Source organism: Dolichospermum circinale AWQC310F (assembly GCF_000426925.1).
GTDB classification, from domain to species: Bacteria; Cyanobacteriota; Cyanobacteriia; order Cyanobacteriales; family Nostocaceae; genus Dolichospermum; species Dolichospermum circinale.
The window spans coordinates 1-3,202 of record NZ_KE384692.1; the positions used below are offsets into that span (position 1 = coordinate 1).

2 protein-coding genes are annotated in these 3,202 nt (G+C 34.7%); both read right to left on the reverse strand.

Annotated features, from left to right (window positions below; all coding sequences use genetic code 11):
• Positions 1-167: 167 nt before the first annotated feature.
• Complete coding sequence (locus ACIR310F_RS0114605) at positions 168-1,496, reverse strand: TIGR03279 family radical SAM protein (RefSeq protein ID WP_028084461.1); 1,329 nt, start codon at positions 1,494-1,496, stop codon at positions 168-170.
• A gap of 271 nt (positions 1,497-1,767) precedes the next feature.
• Complete coding sequence (locus tag ACIR310F_RS0114610; RefSeq protein WP_028084462.1) at positions 1,768-2,694, reverse strand: undecaprenyl-diphosphate phosphatase; 927 nt, start codon at positions 2,692-2,694, stop codon at positions 1,768-1,770.
• Positions 2,695-3,202: the final 508 nt, after the last annotated feature.

Below are 3,202 nucleotides of genomic sequence, written 5' to 3' on the forward strand. Positions count from 1 at the left end.
GAATTAAATAGCTTTTGCTATTAGACTCAGAATTCATTCTGAGGCGGGTTAAATAAGAATTAAATAGCTCTAGGAGATAGAGTAGAGATTGTAGAAACTTATATTTATTCAGCATATTTAATTTTAATTTTCACCAGATGTCTAATTTATTGAAAAGTCCAAATTTATTACCGACGAATACAAGTTTTAATTAATTCCTCCACTCCTGATACAGGGAAAATGCTGACATTTAATTGTTGAGATACTTCTTCAACCGTCATATCATCTAAAAATACTAGTTCCCCGTGTTTAAGCATAACACTAGGTAATAAAATTCCCTCTCCTAAATCTTGTCCTTTGAGGTTTAAAAGTAAATCATGTCCTGTTAATAAACCAGTTACACTTATACTTTGACCCCAATAATCACTACACAAAGGCTGCATATTTACCTCTAAACCTTCTACAGTGTTTAACTGTTCTACAAGGGGTTTAAATGCTGTTTCCACCGCATTACCGACCACCCAAGTTAATCTACGTCGGTGTGTAATTTTCGGTGGTAATAGTATTTTTGCAGTTTGGGTAAATTGTTTAATAAATAAGCGAATTGAACCCACACCATTATCAATTTGGGGGTATTCTTCATATTCAGCTTCGGTAGGTAATTCTTCTCCCGCAATTAAAAACCATTCATCAGCTAACCATACCACACTAGAAGCATATTTTTGGCGAAATTCCGCAGCTAGTAATTTAACTTGACAAATTACCTCCCGCGCTTTTTCCCGCGTTACAGGGATTAATTCATCTTCTTGGGGACGAAACCGCGTTAAACCCACGGGAACAACTGCTACTGATGCTACAGTGGGTAATTCTCCAGTATAAAAAGATGTGAGGTCTTTTAAGGTCTTTTCGAGATGTTCACCGTCATTTATACCCGGACAAACAACGACTTGGGCATGAATTTGTAATCTTCGTTCTTGAAACCAGCGAATTTGTGATAAAATTTCACCAGCGCGGTGATTTTTTAAAAGTCTAATTCTTACCTCTGGTTCTGTGGAATGTACAGAAACATATAGAGGTGATAATCGCATTTGTTCAATTCTTTGCCATTCTTTAGCGGTTAAATTCGTTAAAGTCAGATAAGAACCATAGAGAAAGCTTAATCTATAATCATCATCTTTTAAATATAAGCTGGTGCGTTTACCCGGTGGTTGTTGATCAATAAAGCAAAAAGGACAACGGTTATTACACTGAATTAAACTATCAAATAAAGCTGTGGCAAATTCTACACCTAAATCATCATCATAATCTTTTTCAATTTCCACATGATGGGTTTTCCCTGTCGTATCTAAAACTTCTAATTCCAGAATTTCCTCAGCGCACAAAAACTGATAATCAATTAAATCACGGGGTTTTGTGCCATTAATACTAACAATCATATCACCAACCTCAAAGCCAATTTCTTCAGCAATTGAGTCAGGAAGCACCTTAGTAATTTTAGCAGGTTGAATAGTAGTCATGAGTCAGTGGTCAGTTGTCAGTGGTTAGTTGTCAGTTGTCAGTTGTCAGTTGTCAGTGGTTCGTTGTCAGTGGTCAGTAGTTAGTGGTTAGTGGTTAGTGGTTCGTTGTCAGTGGTCAGTGGTTAGTTGTCAGTTGTCAGTTGTCAGTTGTCAGTTGTCAATTGACTAAATCTATATGATTCTGATAGTAGGGGAGTAGAAATTAATTTAAGACAAGTAAAATCTAAAATTTAATACCCAATTCCCAACTACCGTCAATATTATAACAGAGTTATCCTGGCCAACCTGCGGCAATGGCTAATAAGATGGAAATACCAAAAGCCAATCTATACCAAACAAAAACTAAGGTATTTTTAGTCTGCAAGTATTTGATTAAAAAGGCAATTGATAAATAAGAGAAAATAAAGGTAGAAATGATACCAACAATCAACAAAATCACAATATTATCTGGTAACTCATGAGCTTGAAACATTTTCAAGATTTTCAAACTTTTGTACAAAGTCGCAATTGTCAAAGTTGGAAATCCTAATAAAAATGAAAATTTCGCTGCTGCTTCTCTTTTTAACCCTAAAAATAAGCTTGTGGTTAAGGTTGAACCAGAACGGGAAACGCCCGGAACTAAAGCTAAAGTTTGTCCCAACCCTACTAAAATCCCATCTCGAATTTCCAAAGCATCAAAACCCCGTTTCCGAGTCCCAATTTTTTCGGCTAAACCCAGTAAAAATGCCATAATAATTGACATTATCGCAATAATTAAGGAACTTTCTGGAATTACATCTTTGAAAACAAAACCAATTGTTAAAGCTGGAATTGTCCCCGCAGCAATTCCCACAACAATTTTCCAATCTTCCCTTTCCCAGTCTTTGTTTTTAAAAGCTTTAATTGCACCTTTAACTAAACTAGAAATCACAGGCCAAAAATACCATAAAATGGCAATTACACTACCAAATTGAATAGCATCAACAAAATCTTTATCACCAAGTTCTTTCCAAGCAAATACTTTCGTAAAAATTATTAAATGTGCTGTACTACTAATTGGTAAAAACTCTGTAATTCCTTGGACAATGCCTAAAATAAATGCCTGTATGATTCCTTGAACTAAATCAACTTGACTACTGACTGCTTCACTAGGTGATGTTATTTGTGATATTTGTAGCAAAATTATATTTATACTACTTGTTTCTAAGATTGTTGTCATTAACCAGACTCCTAAAATCAATGCGTAATTCTAGCAAATTATCCAACTTTACCTGGTTGTGGTCAGTCTTGTTAGACAAAATCTTATCAGCAAGGTAGGTTGAGTTAACGCCAGAAAACCCAAGATCATAAAATCCCCATGTTTAAATACCCAACGTAACGCATCATTATTATTAAATAATTTTCATAAAACAAATTCAGAGTTGCGGAGATTTATTTTGGAAATAATAATCTTAGTAATTCGAAACTCTATATATATGGGCGCACTATTTCCCACCAATAACATCATCATACCCGAAACTCGAACCACTGTCAAGCCCTCCGGCTGAAATTACCAAAACTCGTGAAATTATTGATAAAATTCTCAATAATCATGAGAATAGACCCCTGTTTATTGAGAAAAATCTTTTTTTTCAAAGTCTTATATAAATAACTTATATCCCTACAACGAAATATCCAAATTATTTAATCAATCTTGTATTTCCAGAAGTTGCGGTTAATATTTCCCT

Excerpts from the sequence above, each read along its gene's own strand:
- ACIR310F_RS0114605 (WP_028084461.1), bottom strand. The coding sequence starts at position 1,496 with ATGACTACTATTCAACCTGCTAAAATTACTAAGGTGCTTCCTGACTCA.
- ACIR310F_RS0114610 (WP_028084462.1), bottom strand. The coding sequence starts at position 2,694 with ATGACAACAATCTTAGAAACAAGTAGTATAAATATAATTTTGCTACAA.